Annotated in this window: 14 protein-coding genes; 12 read left to right on the top strand and 2 right to left on the bottom strand. The window is 49.1% G+C overall.

Features of this window, described 5'->3' with window-relative positions:
- Positions 1–53: 53 nt before the first annotated feature.
- A complete protein-coding gene (locus ACT3ID_RS01325; RefSeq protein ID WP_491540170.1) occupies positions 54–857 on the bottom strand; it encodes a hypothetical protein in 804 nt (267 codons plus the stop codon).
- The gene (locus ACT3ID_RS01320) at positions 858–1,238 is read right to left on the bottom strand and encodes a DUF2513 domain-containing protein (protein WP_491540169.1); all 381 of its coding nucleotides are present in this window, start codon (positions 1,236–1,238) and stop codon (positions 858–860) included.
- 39 nt (positions 1,239–1,277) lie between these two features.
- Here ACT3ID_RS01320 and ACT3ID_RS01315 point away from each other — a divergent pair, with 39 nt between their 5' ends.
- The 12 genes from ACT3ID_RS01315 to ACT3ID_RS01260 all read left to right on the top strand — a co-directional run bounded on the left by ACT3ID_RS01315 (position 1,278) and on the right by ACT3ID_RS01260 (position 15,564).
- Positions 1,278–1,523, top strand: a complete 246-nt coding sequence (locus ACT3ID_RS01315; RefSeq protein ID WP_491540168.1) for a hypothetical protein — start codon at positions 1,278–1,280, stop codon at positions 1,521–1,523.
- Positions 1,524–1,843: 320 nt separating this feature from the next.
- Positions 1,844–2,842 (top strand): hypothetical protein, encoded by a 999-nt coding sequence (locus ACT3ID_RS01310; protein WP_491540167.1) that lies wholly within the window; start codon positions 1,844–1,846, stop codon positions 2,840–2,842.
- A 21-nt stretch (positions 2,843–2,863) separates the two neighbouring features.
- A complete protein-coding gene (locus ACT3ID_RS01305) occupies positions 2,864–3,268 on the top strand; it encodes a hypothetical protein (protein ID WP_491540166.1) in 405 nt (134 codons plus the stop codon).
- Between the two features lie 233 nt (positions 3,269–3,501).
- Positions 3,502–4,533 (top strand): transglutaminase-like domain-containing protein, encoded by a 1,032-nt coding sequence (locus ACT3ID_RS01300; protein WP_491540165.1) that lies wholly within the window; start codon positions 3,502–3,504, stop codon positions 4,531–4,533.
- Positions 4,534–4,537: 4 nt separating this feature from the next.
- A complete protein-coding gene (locus ACT3ID_RS01295; RefSeq protein WP_491540164.1) occupies positions 4,538–4,954 on the top strand; it encodes a hypothetical protein in 417 nt (138 codons plus the stop codon).
- Positions 4,955–4,964: 10 nt separating this feature from the next.
- Positions 4,965–5,327 (top strand): hypothetical protein, encoded by a 363-nt coding sequence (locus ACT3ID_RS01290; RefSeq protein WP_491540163.1) that lies wholly within the window; start codon positions 4,965–4,967, stop codon positions 5,325–5,327.
- Between the two features lies 1 nt (position 5,328).
- Complete coding sequence (locus tag ACT3ID_RS01285; protein ID WP_395259445.1) at positions 5,329–5,637, top strand: hypothetical protein; 309 nt, start codon at positions 5,329–5,331, stop codon at positions 5,635–5,637.
- A gap of 1 nt (position 5,638) precedes the next feature.
- The gene (locus ACT3ID_RS01280; RefSeq protein ID WP_491540162.1) at positions 5,639–6,325 is read left to right on the top strand and encodes a hypothetical protein; all 687 of its coding nucleotides are present in this window, start codon (positions 5,639–5,641) and stop codon (positions 6,323–6,325) included.
- A gap of 40 nt (positions 6,326–6,365) precedes the next feature.
- A complete protein-coding gene (locus ACT3ID_RS01275) occupies positions 6,366–6,728 on the top strand; it encodes a hypothetical protein (protein WP_491540161.1) in 363 nt (120 codons plus the stop codon).
- A complete protein-coding gene (locus ACT3ID_RS01270) occupies positions 6,725–7,048 on the top strand; it encodes a peptidoglycan-binding domain-containing protein (RefSeq protein WP_491540160.1) in 324 nt (107 codons plus the stop codon). The genes ACT3ID_RS01275 and ACT3ID_RS01270 overlap by 4 nt, the downstream gene beginning before the upstream one ends.
- Before the next feature lies 1 nt (position 7,049).
- On the top strand, positions 7,050–8,312 hold the full coding sequence (locus ACT3ID_RS01265; RefSeq protein WP_491540159.1) for a hypothetical protein: 1,263 nt from the start codon (positions 7,050–7,052) through the stop codon (positions 8,310–8,312).
- Positions 8,313–8,316: 4 nt separating this feature from the next.
- Positions 8,317–15,564, top strand: coding sequence for a helicase-like domain-containing protein (locus ACT3ID_RS01260; protein ID WP_491540158.1), 7,248 nt, complete (start codon positions 8,317–8,319; stop codon positions 15,562–15,564).
- The last annotated feature ends 42 nt before the right edge of the window (positions 15,565–15,606 follow it).

The following is a 15,606-nucleotide window of genomic DNA, read 5'->3' as shown; positions in this document are numbered from 1 at the left end:
AGGTTAACTATAAAATGGGAGGTTGGCAAGAATAGGCCCATCCGCTCAATGTGTTAGGTGGCTGAATCGCTTTGGATACGATCAATTAAATCTATGCCAAGTTGTGTTATTTCAGCTAATTCATAAGGTCTTGCTCCATATTCAATCCCTCTATCAATAATTAGTCCTTTATTACCCAAATCTTGTACTAAATAGAAGAATTCATAACCTTCACATCCATAGGTTTCAGGATCATATAATTCTTTACTTGGCTCAATATTTTTTTCGTTTCTTTTGACTCTTTTTTCCAGTTTATTCTTTCTTCTCTTAAGTCGTTGTAAATCCTCATCTTCAGAAGCTTGGATTCTTGGCTCATCGTACCAATTGCATTTATCTTTTATCTTTCTTTCAATTCCTTCTAATTCTCTGTTTGCACGGATTATTTCACCTCTTGATTCTACATAGCTAGCTGAAAACCCTTGGTAAAAACCACCAAGTATTAAAATCTGTTTTTCTTTTAATGAGTTTAGAATTTGAAGATAGAGCTCTGAATATTCGATTTCTTTAGGATCTGTCAGCTGTTTTAATAATAGTTTTCTGAATCTATCAATTTTTTCTTCTGAAGCAGAGTTTGATACATTTATTAGCAGCTCTTCAAAAAAATCACTGAAATGTTCTTCCTTAATTTGGCCAATATCTAAATCCTCTTCCTGAAATTTGGAAATTGAATCTTTGAAAGACTCAATAAAACTTTCAATTCTTTTTTGTTTGAGGCTTTGTCTATATCCAAAAAGAGTTTCTGTGAATACTTGACCCACGTAGGGGACACTTCCAAGTAAACCTTTCAATGCTGATTGTGTTGCTAACTTTTTATCCATTTAAATACCTTGGAGAAAATGTGTTGACGATAATTTGATTAATAATTTTTGAGCTATTTTAAAGGGAATATCCTTACCTCTTTCTTCAAGAACATTTTTGAATTTTTCAAAAACGGTGTCATTTTCTAAAGCATCTAAAAATTCGTGTCCTTCCCAAGTAATTTCTAAAAATATTGCTCTATCGTAAAGCGGGCCTGTAGTGCTTTTCGGGAAAGTTCCTGTAATTAATCCAGCCTGTTCCATCAGATATAGATGATAACCAATTTTTTCTTGTGAATACCCTTCTAAGTTTATTTGCTTACCGTAAATATCTTCATGATCTGATTTGACTATTTTGCGTAAAATTTTAAAGATCAATTCAATATCTCTTTCTAATTTCATCTTATAAAAATGAGTCTAGGTTTTAATGAATACATAGAAATGGAAGACGATCAAATTTTAGCACATATAAATTCCCTTAAAAACTCAGAGCTTATTTCAGAAATTAAATCTGAACTAAAATCTGAAATTGTTTCTTCAACATCAGATTTCACTGGTGTCAAATCGAAAGAGGGTAGTGCCATAACAGGTGAATTCCAGACAATAAAAATTGAATTAAATTCAAATAGCGTAAGAATATTAAAAGCACTTGCAAATAAATATGAGTTTAATATTCACCAAAATTAAGTTTCAAGCCACCTAATCTTGTCTTATACATACGGCTCAAATACTATTCATTGTCATCATAACATGCAAAATTGACCTTCAAATTTAACAAATATATCATCATATAAGACCTTTTCAGACAAATAACACTTACACATATTTCATCTGAAAATTAGCCCATCCTGTTTCTTCTTTTCCCATTCTGTCCCAATCTCTGGCAGTTTATTGCAGGCTATTCCAGCCCATCCCGGGGTATTTCTCTTGATTTGAAATAGTGTTACGTTGACATCGGTGATTGCAAATAGTGATACAATCACGACATATTAACCAAGCCTGGCCCGATGCCTCAGCACTTGTCAAATACCTTAGAAGACCCCCAACGCGATTATGCCACCACCCTCCAGGAACTGCGAGAGGGCATGCCTATTTTCGGGCGTATTACCGGCCGGACCGATGATTTCATCGACGTCGAAAAGGATATTCCGTTCAACATTCGTTCTCCATTTAAAGTGGCCAAGTCCATGTGTCGCCTGGAGCCCGGCATCTATACCCTGCATACCGGCGACGACCATGATATCGAAATCAATTTCCGGATTGACGATCCAAACAAGCAGGCTGACGTAGCCGCTGACCTGTTTGGGCAATCAACGGGTTCCACCCAGACCAAAGACGAAGACTATTACAGCAATCGTATTCTTCGGCTGGAAGGGGAGCTTCACGATGCGGACCGCAAGATCCGCCAGCAGGTTGATGAGATTATGAATCTTAAGCGGGAGCTTGCCGAGGACAAAACCACGACCCTGCTCACCCACCAAAAAGAGCTGGCCGACCTCAAGGAATCACATCGCAACGAGATTGACCGGCTCAAAGAAATCCAACGAAGTAACCTCAAAGCCCTCGAAAAAGAGCTCGGAGAACTGGAAAAGGTAAAGTTCCGCATGGAGATGGAACAGCGGGCTGGCGGCAGAGACGCCGGAAGCCGCATGCTGGATATGCTGGAAGAAAATGCGCCGCTGTTCTTTAGCGTCATCTCAGGACTCTTTGCCCAACGGGCCGGCAGCCAAGGCCAACTAACTCCCGAGCAAACCGAAGCATTTAAAGCCGCAGTCGCCCAGAAGATTCAATCGCAGAACAATTCTGATCTACCCCAACAAGATGCCCACCTACAAGAAGAAGCCGAACAATCCAAAGGTGCCGGGGAGGAGACTCCTCGGCACCTTCCCGCCGACGGACCCGATATCCCAGAGACCCTGCTGGATGGCGCAGGCGGGCCGACTCTAAACGGCAGCTTTTCTTCACCCGAGGCAGGTGGCCATCCCGAATCATCCATGACCATATAACCAACTTTGAACAACCCCGCCATGAATCCTAATCATATTCCCTTGCTCAAGATGGCCCTCGAATATCTTGGCGACCACCCGCAACCCTACGGGCGCTATGCCAAACGCATCAAATCACAGCTGGCACTGATGCAGTCTTACGGGCGCCCGATTACGATACAGGATTGGACACGCATGGCCAAACTACTTTCCGAAGAAGCGATAAGCAGGGATATCGGAGCCGAACGCATTGCAAAAACGATATATCCCCTTGTGGATGGATTAGGGCAACACGCAACTACGCTCTGCTATATCCCTGCCCCCTTCGCTTGCCAACAGCTGCTGAGTTTTACTGGCATATCGGTGAGTAACCAAATAAAGGCGCTCCTCACGGAAGTCATTATCGAATTGCAAAAACTTGTCACGTCCAACGGACCCAAATCTTAGTTAACCCCTATGCCCACCATTACCCAACAACCCGTCACGAGCCTTCGGGATAATATCTACAAGGAATTGGATACCGCAGGAATAACGACCATCACGCGCTCCCGGCAATTTGCAGGCGTACTTATCAGCCTGGGCGACCTTGACCCAAAACTAGCGAAGCGCTTGTGTGATGTAACAACGCATAATCCCGAGCATGGGGTGCAACTTCTGCTTGACTATATCACCTACCGCTCTTGAGCAGCCATTATCCTCATATCACCTCTTCCCGTAACGCAGTCACTACCGACGGTTTAGTGATGAGCAATAAGGCGGCAGCAAATCCCCTACAAGGTAATGCTGCCGCCCCTATTATTTCCCGACGCCGGACGTATCCGGGTATTGAACAAGTGCTTAAGGTAGCCTCCCAGCTTGTAACCAAATACACTGGTAGGGATGATATTCGCAACCTTGCCTTAAAAATCACTCGTAGGGTTCCTAGGAATATTAGCACCGGCCTTCCTGACCTACGAAATGTAGATCAGATTGCCGATTCTATCTACAAGTGGATGACCCGCAATATCAACTACGTTCGTGATCCCTGGAACATTGAACGCATTCAATCCCCGGATGTCACACTTCGCCAAAAGGCCGGAGATTGCGACGATCATGCGATCCTGTCGGCAGCCCTGCTTCAAAGCCTGGGCATTCAAACCGGATTTCGGATTGTGAGTCGGACGGGACGAAACTACGATCATATCTACACCGTCTTTCGCTCTCCGAGCGGATGGAAATCTTTTGATACCACCGTGGCCAAATATCCCGGGTTCGCCTTCGACGAAACCCTCATTAAAAAATCCAAACATCTGTTCAACAGGATGCCCGATCAGTTGGGCATCGATCCGGTAACTGCTGCCGCAGCGGCAACTACCGCCTTACAAACGGGCATCACCATGAAAAGCATGTTTTCCAAATGGTTTGGCGCCAAGGATAAGGGCGAACGCACCCAGCGCGGGCAATGGCGAGACTATCTGATGGCCCGAGGGGTCCGCTCGGATGTCATTTCGTTTTCCCAAAAGGATAACGCGGTCCTCCAGCAGTATGCTATGGTTATCCAGGAACATGGCCAACCGGCCGTTGATTACCTGAATAGGTTCGGAAGCCTGGACAACAGCTTTCTGGCCAACCAACAACAATCCCGAAACAAAAAATGGCTCCTGTACGGCGGACTCTCGGCCGGGCTTTTGACGCTTGGCGGAATCAGCTACTGGACCCTTAACCACTCCTAACCTTATGAGTAGTGCTTACTTACAACCTATAGCGATAACAAACGACGATGATCAGTTGATCATACCTAATAGCCTACGTAGTGGCTTAGGCAGCTGGGAAGAAGATGATCCCTGCCGATATGCCAACCAGAGCTGTAAGGGAAAGATGTTCGGCAAGCTCAAAAGCTGTCGGCGCAAGCGCGAAAAATCACAGGCCCTCTGTAAGGCCCACGAGCGCAAGCTGGCTGAAAAGAAGAAAATAGAACAGGAAAAACAGCAACTCATGACAGCCCTACAGCACAACGTCACCGATACAGCTGCCAAACAAGAGACCGCAAGTACGGCCATGATTGCGGGCGCAGCAGTTGGTGGAGTTGCTATTCTGGGAGCTGCCATCATGCTTATCGCCAAAAAGAAAAAAGCCAACGCTAAACCCAAGTAGAGGTACACCTATGAACAGCAGCTCTTTTGATCAGTTAGATTTCCTGCAAACCACTCGTCCGTTCAGTTATAATCTTACCCAAAGCACGCTTCCCCCGGTGAGCTCGGAGCCAAAGAAAACCAAATTTGGCAGTATCCTAAATGACTTGTCCAGCTTTTTGACCACAGCGGCCGATACCGCCGTGACCGTGGACGGGGTTATCAATGGCAGAAAAAATAACTCCAGTGGCAGCGGCCTGACCCCCCAGCAACAAATGGCGCTCCTGCAAGCCCAAAAATCGAGCGGCCCCAATATGACAAGCATTCTGCTTATTGGCGGCGTCGTTGCCGTTGGGGGAGGACTCATGTACACCTTACTAAAAAAGAAATCGTAATATGATAGAAGCCACTTATCCCGCCCATCCGGTAGGAATTTCTCATTATCTCGATGGTCATATTCCCAACGGGCGCTACCCAAATCCCTCCCGGTCGGAGGAAAAGGTGTACCTGCAACCGACCATCCAGCTGCAGGAAGTCCCAAAAGGGGCAGAGGTTGAAGCCTCTGAAGACCAGTCGATCTGCCAGCGCCTCTCAGCCGCCCGACCCTCCGAAGAGCTCCGAAATTGGTTTGACCAACACAAGAAAACCCTGGGATGGATTGCCGGTGGATATCTTGCTTTTAGAATCTTAACCAGACGAAGATAACATGACCCAGACCCAATCTGCATATAGCGACAACGGATTAGGATCCGCTGGCATTACCGGAAATATTATTAGCTCTGAGGCGGGCGAAGTTCGCATTATCGGCCGGTATCCCGAGCGCGGGGTGCCCAAAAACGGGGTTCCCTTCTCCGTTGATATCGAAATCGACCGGTACCGCAACTTCTGGAACTCGTTTCTACTTATAGCATGTCCGGATGCGGTCATCGCGGCCCTGGACCCGCAATCCCGAAAGGTACTGGCCATATCCCGAATCCTGACCAGCATGTGGGACGGCTGTCGCGGGCAAACCCGGCTGGTGTTCGGGCGATCTTTTCGTCCGGACCGTAATCACCCGGTCATCTTTGAGCTGCATCCCAGCAATGTTACCGAAGCCAATATCTCCGAGGCTAAACCGCTTGCGGCCTCCAAGGTCATGACGCTAGATCTGGATATTGACCAAGGCCAACAGAGCGGGGTATATGCTCCACCCACCGAACCGTGGTATCAGATTAGCTTGCCGAATCCGCAAAGCGCGTTCAGCGGTGTTAACAATACGCTCACCAAAGCATTATGGCTGGTGGGCATCGGAGCCGGAGCGTATTTCCTTGGCCCGCTTATCCCCGGCATGCGAGACAGCTTGAAAAACATAACCAACCCTGCCACCGGCCGGGAGGAAAACCGAGATGCGTGAGCTTATTGAAGGACGGGACTACCAGATCGTCGATGACGGAATGGGTGATCTCAGCAGTTACCTGCGCCAAACCGGAAAAAATGCGTTTCGCAAAGCCATTAGCCTTGCCGACCGCGCCCTAAGCGGCAAGAAAGGAAAAGCCGCAACTACGGCTATCATCATGGCCGACCTTACGACCGATAAAGACGGCCTAAATACCATCTACCGCCAACATGCCGGGGTTATCAACCGGTACTTCGAATATCTGGACCTGCAGGCTGTAAGTGATCTTATCGGTCTTGAAGAAACCATTGCAAGTAGCAAATCCGCGGCGGCACTGAAACATGCCGGCTTTCTTTCCATGGGCATCGCCATTGGAATAGCCAGTCTCACCTTCATAAACCGAAAACGATCTTCCCAATGACTCTCAAAATAGGTGATAAAGGACCGCAGGTCATGCACCTGCAATCAGCACTCAAAGCCGCCGGTATGGACCTGCCCAAATATGGTGTCGACGGAATATTTGGCCCGGAGACCCAGCAGGCCGTCCGCCAAGCCCAACAACATTTTGGGCTTCCGACCAGTGGCATTGCCGGTCAGGGGCTACTACAAAAATTAGGTATTAACCCTAAGGCCATAACCCAGGGGCCACCACCGGCATCGGTAAACCGGAAGGTACTGCTGTTTGGCAGCCTGACTATTATCGCCATTGGAATCGCAATTAAAACAATCAGACGACAGTAATATGGAATCAATGACTGCCCAGCAGCTATCCAAACTTAATATCAAAGGCATTACCATTGCCCAACCCTACGGGAGACTTCTCGGTGAGCCCGAAAAGAATGCCGTCATTTTTATTTGGGGCGAAAAAGGTGCCGGTAAATCCACCATGAGTCTGGGACTGGCTGATGCCTTAGCCGAACATGGCCGCATCGAATATATCCCCGCCGAAGAGCATTTTGGCAAAACCCTGGTCGACCGCGTCAAACGCCTGGGAGCCACCCACCGGAACCTGAATTTCACCAAATGGAAATCCATTCAGGGCCTCAAAGAGATTCTGCTCAAGAACCGGTCCTTCGCCTGCATCCTGGATTCCATTTCGGTAATTGATGCCAACGCCAAGGAAACCGTGGAGCTGGCCCAGTGGTGCCGAGAAAATGGGATCATGTTTGTGATGGTATCACATGCCACTAAGGACGGACAGTACAAAGGTAACACCAGCATTGCCCACGAGTGCGACATCGAAATCAAGGTCACCAAAGAAGGCGGAGCCGAAACCGAAAAAAACCGCTACCGGGAGCTGACTGCCATTGCCGTACCCTTTACGGCCGCCGACCGAAACATTTCCCCAAAAACTACCCCAGCGAAACAAAAGGCTCCAGCCAACCGCGAAAATCCCGTGAACACCCCTTTTAAAATTACCCTCAAAGAATTAGACACCCTCCACAAAATCCGCTCATGGAAGCGCATCAACTCCATGTTCGGCAGCAAGATGCCTTGCTACGCCCCTCGGCATTCCGGGGAATCCGAAAACGCCCACCTGTCGATCCGCTACACCGCCGACTATCCCAAAAAGCGATATGTCTTGGACCTGCTGCTGGACGGCCACCTCCAGTACCAGGCCTGTACGGAAGGTAAAGCAGGCGGGCTAAAAGCGTGTTGGAAAAAGCTGATTAGAAAATATGGCGACCTGGAAGTACGCATATTCAAACAAGATCATGCCAAGGTCGTTTTGGGCGCTAAAGAATATAAGCGACAGGAACGAGCGTTTGCCAAGAAGAATAAGAAATCTTCTGCAAATGAGGCGCCAACGCCAAAGGCAAAACAGAAGCCTGCTAGCAAAGATAAACCGACCCCAGTCACCCAGCCCGCCGACACTTCTACAGATGAGAAACCGGTAACGAGTGACACCGACTCGGGGCCGGAAACCCGGCAACCCATCGACATTGAAGCCGCCAAACAAAGCCAGGACAAACTGGATGCCTTCTTAACCAAAATACTGGGCTAGCCTGATGCGAGACAATCCGACTGTTACTCCTTTTGACGACATTACAACCGATGATTACCCCGGTATTTTTGGCGATTTCGATGGCGACGGTATCCCCAACGCCGACGATCCCAACCCGCAGCTAGCCGGGGACACTGATACCGTCGAAGAGGTCAAACTCACCGAGGAAATCAAACAACTGATCGAATTGCGAGGTGACTACCAGCAGGCCTTGGACCAGGTAATAGCAAAGCTCACCGGCTTGCAACCGGAAGCCACGATAAAGGGGCGCGTAAAATCTCCGTACTCGGTCATCAATAAACTCCGTCGCAAGCGTATTAAAAGAGATATTAAGCAGGCTGGCGCTGGCGAATACTACATGCAAGGCTTAACCGATATGGCCGGATGCATGATCGTGTTGTCTGATCAAAAGGATCTGGATCAAGTAGTAAAACAAATTGATTCAGGAGCAATCGGAAAAGTGTTTGAGCATGAAGACAAATACGCTAGACCCGTTGGAGGATATCGCGCTCACCATTTTGTCGTAATGGCAGGTCCGACCCGAGATATTCCGGTCGAGATTCAGGTAAAAACTAAGCGTATGGCCCAAATCGCTGAAGCGGCTCACCAGCCTTATAAATCCAATACACTTAACACGAAATGCATGCAACAGCTAACCGATCTAGCCTGGAAAGCTGACCAGGGAAATAAGGAGGCTGCTAAGGAAATAGATGATCTTCTGGGCAACCCCACGAAATTGAACCAACAGTTGACGACCCGTAACAATCCTACCAACCAGTTGCAGGCACTCCAAGACTCCTTCACCGAAACGGTAAAGAAATTAGCACTGGCTTTTTCATTAGACAAATTTCCAACCGAGTATCGCGATCAGGCGCTGCAGCTATTTCGCGACCATGGAGAAGTTATAGGCGTCAATTTTGACCAGGTATTTTTAGAGGCCCAAAGGCAAAGTAAACCTGCTGAAATTAATAACGATTCATCATACCAACCTACCCGAGATCGTGCGGGAGAAGCCAAATATGAAAGCGATTTTTCTGGCCTTACATTGAAAAATTACGATCCGATCAAATTATCCAAATCCGAGCGTCGCCGGGCCAACGAAGCAGCGCTGGCCGTATTGGAAAAAGAAGACCGTGCTATCACCGAATCCGACCTGGACACCCTTCGCCGGTATACCGGAGCTGGTGGATTGGGGTACGGGGAGGATCGCACCGGCACCGAGCGCGGGCTACTCAACGAGCATTACACCTCCTACCCGCTGATACAGCTTATTTGGGATAAACTCCAGACTATGGGCGTGGACGGGGGCAACATATTAGAGCCCGGCTCAGGCATTGGCAACTTTGCGGGATTTCTGCCCAATTCTGGTAACTATCGCATGCTGATGGTTGAGCGGTCTGCGGTAAGCGCGCGTATTGCCAAGCTTTTATATCCTAACCAATTAGTTAAGCACCAAAACTTTGCTGAGACCGATCTATCGTTATACAATCTTACCGGCGCCATAGGCAATGTCCCCTTTGGAGATATAAAAATTCATACCCAGCGCGACCCGCTGGCTCACCTAAATCCACGCATCCACGACTACTTTATCTTAAAGTCTCTGGACGCTCTCCAGCCCGGCGGTTTTATGGCAGTAATCACCTCAGTCGGTACGATGGACAAAAAAGATCCGGCCATCCGACAGGCCATGGTCCAGCGCGCCCGATTTGTTGGCGCCTACCGGCTGCCCTCAACCGCTTTTAAAGATAACGCCGATACGCTGGTTACTACCGATCTAATTCTGTTTCAGAAGTATCCCGACTTTGACGGGGAGCAGCATCCGGATGTCAACAGCGAATTAAACCGGCTGTTTGCCCACCAGGAGCTGGCCGTATCCACTACGGAATATAATGGTGAGTCCTACGGGGCCTACTATAATCCTTACTACCGGAAGTATCCCCAGCAGGTGTTAGGTGAGCATATTCAAGGCCACGACATGCAGTTTCTCACTCGCATGGGCGTAAAAGGCCAAGTGGACAGCCAACTTACCGACCGCGTGCTGAAAGATGACCTTCAGTTTCCCTACGAGCTCCCAACCACCATGGAATTCTACCGCATCCCCGATGAGGGAGTCCGGTTGAATACAGCAAGAGATTATCACGCTGGGAATATCATTCACCATGATGGAAAATTCTATGAAAAGCAGCGCCACTATTTTAAACCTATTGCTGTAGGAAGCAAGGACAAAGCAGGCGAAGGGTTGCGCGAAAAAATCGCCTCGGCCTGCCAGATGCTCGATACCTATGATGATTTCGTTACCGCACTGGCCCAAGACAACGAGCAGAAAGAGTCGCTTCGCGGGGAGTTTAAGGAGCTACTCGAAAGCCATATCAATGCCTACGGAATTCCAGACGAAGACGAAGACATTCGCGAGGTATTCCGCTACGACAACCGGTTGTATAAACTGACGACCTTTGTAAAACGCGATCCCATCAGCGAAGACCTGGTCTATGCCGATATTATCGACGCCGACTCGATGTTCAACCGTAATTACGTGCCTGCGGTCTCCGACTCCGATGACCTGGCCGAAATTGCCATGTACGGTCGTTCCATCGGCGAAGAGCTCTCGCTGGATTTCTACCAGTCAACTTACAAAGGAGGTACGGCCAGCCGGGATGAACTCACAAAAGCGATCGAGAATCACCCTGACTTCTTCTACAATCCGGAGTCCAATACTTACGAGTTTCGTTATCAATACCTGGCCGGCAACGTTCGCCAGAAACTGGAAATAGCCGAAGACAACCAGCTGGAGAAAAATACCGAGGCCCTGAAGGCGGTTCTCCCTGAGTGGATTGACGCTTACAGCATCACCGTGGATCCCCGCCACATTTTCACCTATCTGCCGACGAAGGTGCTCACCCAGTGGATCAAAGATGAGCTGAACTACCGGGACGTGCATATCGGACTCGTTAAAGATAAAGCCGAACTCGGCAACCGTTTCTATATGAAGCTCCGTAAAGGCGGACGATACATTAAAAATGGTGAAGAGACGGCTGACGACTGGAACCAGGGTTGGGGCGAGACGCCGTTCAGCAAGATCATCAATAATTACATTCAGGATTCAAGCTTTCCGCTGGTCTTCTACGACGAGGACGACAACGTGCTCCCGAATATGACGCTCAAACGAGCCGAAGAAAAAGGCTTTACAGCTTTGATCGAGCGTTCCCGAGCCAAACAGCGGACCCATAACGACCAAATGCTCACGCGCGTGCCCCAAAAATTCAACCAGTGGGTGCGCACCAAGGCACCAGGCGAAATTCGCGAGCTGATCGAGCAGGCCTACAATCACGAGTATAATGCCCATATCAACCCGCAATTTGACGGGGCCACCCTTCGCGTTCGTGGGATGTCGGACACCTTCTATGGCGTCAAAGGTTTTGCGGTGTACAAACACAACCGCGCGGTGGCCGAAAAGTTAGTCTGGAACGGACGCGGGGCCAACTGCCACGACGTGGGCGCCGGTAAGACGCTCTCGGCTATCATCACTTCCCAGGTTCTCCTGCAACAGGGCGCCTGCCGAAAACCAATGTTTGTGGTACCCGGAAAAGTGCAGGAAAAATGGGTTGAAGAATATTCTATGCTATTCCCCGATGCGAAAATCCTCAACATGAAGATGACGGGCTCCGAACGCCATAAGGAACTGACCATGGCCCAACTCTACAACTGGGATGCGATCTTTATTGCCGACCACGCCTTCAAGAGCCTGCCGCTCTCTCCATCGGTGCAGCAGGATATGTACAGCGAGCGCGTAGAGTATTTTGATCAGATGATCGAAAACTTTGACGCGCTTATCGAAGAAGACGATGCGCTCAGCTCCACGGCCAAAAAGTCGATGGTGACGCGGCTGGAAAAAATGAAAGAGGAGTGGGAGGCCAAGCTGCGCAACGTAGCCAGTGCCAAACGATTAGAGACTGACATCTTTTTTGACGAGCTCGGCGTAGATGCCCTCTTCTTTGACGAAGCCCACTTCTACAAAAATGCCCTGGGGAGCGCCAAAGCCACAAAACTGGGTATTGCCGCGAACAAACCGTCTCAACGCGCGGAAGACGCGCTTCAAAAAACAAAATGGCTGTTTTCGAAAATAGGTTTTAAAAACGTCTTTGTCCTAACGGCCACGCCGGTTGTTAACTCTCCGGTGGAGGTATGGCACATGCTCAACCTCTGCGCCCCGGATCTGCTCGAAAAATACCAGATTGCCAACCTCGACAACTTCATCAACCAGTTTGTCCGCGAGGAAGAAAAGATCGTCAAAAAGACCAACGGCGAATACCGAACCGAGCGCGTAGTTGCCGGATACTATAACCTCCCCGAGATGCGGGCGATTATTGACGAGGTGATGGACATCAAAAGCTATGATCAACTGGTGGGATTCTACGAAAAGTTTCCAGACCTACTCAAAGATGAATCCGGAGATGTAGTAACCGACAACCAAGGCAATCCCCAAACGCTCAAACCAAAGTTTCGACGCCCCGAGGCCGAAACCAAACAGCAGGTGATTGAACCCAGTGAAATTCACAAGCTGCTCTTTGACGATATCATTCTCCGGGCAGACAACATTCTCGACTGCATGCGCCAGCGCGGGTGCCAGACCAAAGACAATTTCCTGGTCATTACCGGCGATGGCAGCAAGATCGCTACGGATCTTCGCGTCTATGACCACAGTTTCGCAGGTGTAGATGGCAAGTTTCTTAAATTGGGAGCTCTGACCCAAAACGTAGCCGAAAGTTACACTTACCGCGAAAACCCTGCTCCTAGTAGAGTACCGGAAAGCATCTATGGCGATTACTTTTCAAAAGTATCCCCCGTGAGGGAAAACCCGAACCCTTACGATGGACAGTCCCGCCACAAACTTATTAAGGAGCTAAAAGCGCTGGGTCACTTTGAGGAGATTGCCAGAGAAATTGAAGCCATCGAAGGCAATCTCCACGAGGTGCCCGTCGGCAAGCAGTTCCTATTGAATAAAATCGAGAAGCAGCGCGAGAAACTGTCCGATAGTAGCGACCAGATGGAAGAAACCTTCGACCGGGCGGTGATGATTGTCGAGGCCCTGTATGGGACCCGCGAAAATCCAGCTGCCCCAACCTTCCGCAACCAAATTATTTTCTGCGACTGGATCTCCGTGGAAGGCCAAAAAGGCGGTAGCTATCATCAACTGATAAAAGAGGAGCTGGCCGAAGCCGGTATCCCGACCAAACAAATCGCCATTATTAACGGCTCGATTATTGGTACTGATTCTAAAGGTAACGACTATTTCGTCTCTTCCTCTGATGATAAAGAAGCACTCAAAAAACAGGTTCAGGACGATTTTAACCTCGGCAAATACCGCGTGCTTATTGGGAACCAGTCTATCGCCGAAGGCATGAACTTGCAAAAATGGACGACCGACCTACATCACATGGACGTGCCCTATACCCCTTCGCAAATTCAGCAGCGCAACGGGCGCGGGCTCCGGCAGGGAAACCAACATGGAAAAGTGAACATCCATTTTTATCTGATGAAGGATTCTTTTGATCAGTACCGCCTGGAGCTGGTCAGCAAAAAACAAAGCTGGATTGATGAGCTCTTCTTCGGTGACGGACGGGAAACCTCTGCTGACTCAGACGGAGAGTCCCTGGAATATGAGCAGATGGTGGCCGCCACCAACTCCGATCCCCGAGTCAAAGAATTCTTCCAATCCAAAGCCCAAACAAAGGTCCTGAAAAGTCGCATTGAGTCCTTGCTCAGTGAGACTCAGCGCCTGGAGTCTTCCCTGGGGCAAGCAAGCGGGGACGTAACCAAACGCTCCGAGCGTATGGAATCTGCTATTGCCCGAGAGCAAGCCCTTATTGATTCGGAGCTTCCAGCCTCGGGGGCCGAGGCTTTGGAGCAAGGACTTATCCGCGTGGGATGGCTGGATTACAGCGGAGAAGTTGGGACCATCGAAAATAACCTGTCTTCGGACGGTAAGCGCATTCCCCGGTTCCGCCACGAGCTTACGCTTGAAGTCCCAAAAAATAACGCCAACGGGCGGGTGCTGTTTAATCTTATCCCTGACCCCAACGCTCCCAACCGAAGCTTCTACAACAAGATCAAATGGAGCTCCATCAAGCAGATGGCCGGTGACCAGCTGAATAAGGAATTTAGCTGGAGTATGGACGAGCCGGTGCAGTCGGGCCGAAGCCTTGCCGGTAACAAGGGTAATATCATCGCCGATGAAGAAGATTTTTACTCCTTTTACGAAGTAGATATTGAAGCTGAAAAACAGGCTACAAACCCAGATGGGACAGAAGTGACTTTTGATCACATAAAACAGAAGCTGGGCATGTACAAAACCCATCGCTGGCTGCCTATCATTAAAAACAAACTGGCCGATCTTTTCCTGGCCCTCGAAAAAGGATGGCAGCAGTCCGCCCAGGCCCGCATCCAGCAAATAACCGCCGAGCTGGAACGATCCAAGAAAACTCTTAAGGAATTGGAGATAACCCACGAGCAAACCCGCAAGGAGTTGGAGCAGGCTCAGGCAAACCTGAAATCCAACCAAGAAACGGTCACCCGCCTGCAAGATGTGGTCAACGAGCTGGTCAAAACCAAATTCACCGACCGCGCGGAGCTCTATGAAGAACTCAATCGCATAGCGCCCACCTATGGGATAAAAGGAACCGTTCGCGTGCGTGAAGTCGGTATTTATCGCGACACGCCAGAACCTGACAATATCCGTCCCAACAGATCAGCACCCGGAAAAAACAGGGCGCTTCCCAGACCGCTCAAAACCTTATATGAGGAACCCCTGGCGTATGCTGGAACCGTGGGCGAATTGGAATTCATCGACACCAAAGGGTTCATGCAGCGCATTCTTTCAGAGAATCAGGATCTGGCGATGATCATCGACGCCGAAGGAAACACGCTGTTCGCCTTTCCGACCACCCGCATGAAACTGATCAAAGGGGCCTACGCCAGCGACCAGGCTGAGCAGATGTATGAGGAGTTCCACCATTTTCCGGCCGACGGCTATGACTACGAACTCTTTCCACCTGGTGAGGCTGAGCTGGTTTCCATCGGCCACGCTGAGCGCATCATGTACGGCAGCGACAAGGTAATATACCCCGGCGACAAGAAAGGTGAGAATCACCAGTACTATCACTACTTCGATGATGGCAAGCGCCCAATCTTCCAATATGGAGACGTGTATATCATAACCAACCTAAATATCGACGGACGAGGAATTCTCAACTAATCCCAACTACTGATCCTATGACCCAACGAATATTTGCAAAAA

This window comes from Fodinibius sp. GM108, assembly GCF_058386985.1.
Note: the sequence above shows the minus strand (reverse complement) of the source record. Positions and strands in the feature narration are given on the sequence as shown.